This is a genomic window from Streptomyces galbus (assembly GCF_005280195.1).
GTDB lineage: Bacteria > Actinomycetota > Actinomycetes > Streptomycetales > Streptomycetaceae > Streptomyces > Streptomyces galbus.
This window is the reverse complement of sequence record NZ_SZPR01000047.1, coordinates 986-1,741: the sequence shown is the minus strand read 5'-3', so window position 1 is coordinate 1,741 and position 756 is coordinate 986. Positions and strand designations below refer to the sequence as shown.

The window sequence follows — 756 nt, the reverse complement described above, 5'->3', positions numbered from 1 at the left end:
TGGGATGCGTACAGATGTGGCAGACAGACCCCAACGGGGGAGGGCGGTTTCGGTATGAAGTTCGAAATGGGTGCGCTGACGCTGTCGACCCTGATGCGTGTTTCGCGCGGCTCCAGCGACTATCTCGGTTCGCTGATCCGGCAGTTGGTGCAGGCGGCGCAGCCGTTGGAGGGCAAGTTCAACGGCAGTGGCCGGGTGATGTTCGACCAGTTCAAGGCCCGTGCGGATGAGATCACGAGCGAGCTGAACGGTTCTCTGTCGGCGATCCTGGGTGGTCAGTCGGGCATGGAGTCGGCGTTCAGCTCGGGTGACCAGGAGCAGGGTGACAACGCGCGGCAGCAGATGTCGGCGGCGAACTTCGACGCGGCGCGTTTCGGTGCGCGCTGAGCTTCAACTCCGGTTCCGGTACGTAGTGTTGATTTTCACGGGGAGTGATCGGTGATGGCGGGTGCGGGTTCGGATCGTCGTTCGTACGACGTGGGTGCGTCGGCGGATGCGCAGGGGAACATCCAGAGTGTGATCGCGCGGCTGGAGGAGGTCATCGGTCAGCGGGATCGTCAGGTGAAGGCGGCGATGGCTGACTTCACGGCTGATGGTGTGGCGGATGAGTACCACGGCAAGGAGCAGCGCTGGAACCGTGCGTCGACCGAGGTGAAGAACATCATCGGGCTGTTGAAGTCGACGTTGGAGCAGAACGACGGTACGGCGCAGTCGACGTTGTCGAAGGCGAAGGCAGCGGTCGACAACATCGGCTGA

2 protein-coding genes are annotated in these 756 nt (G+C 62.7%); both read left to right on the top strand.

Annotated features, from left to right (window positions below; translation table 11 throughout):
• Positions 1-54: 54 nt before the first annotated feature.
• Positions 55-387, top strand: coding sequence for a hypothetical protein (locus E4U92_RS35165; protein WP_137304520.1), 333 nt, complete (start codon positions 55-57; stop codon positions 385-387).
• A gap of 54 nt (positions 388-441) precedes the next feature.
• Complete coding sequence (locus E4U92_RS35160) at positions 442-756, top strand: pore-forming ESAT-6 family protein (RefSeq protein ID WP_137304521.1); 315 nt, start codon at positions 442-444, stop codon at positions 754-756.

Coding starts and splice junctions, on each gene's coding strand:
- E4U92_RS35160 (WP_137304521.1), top strand. CDS start 442: ATGGCGGGTGCGGGTTCGGATCGTCGTTCGTACGACGTGGGTGCGTCG.
- E4U92_RS35165 (WP_137304520.1), top strand. CDS start 55: ATGAAGTTCGAAATGGGTGCGCTGACGCTGTCGACCCTGATGCGTGTT.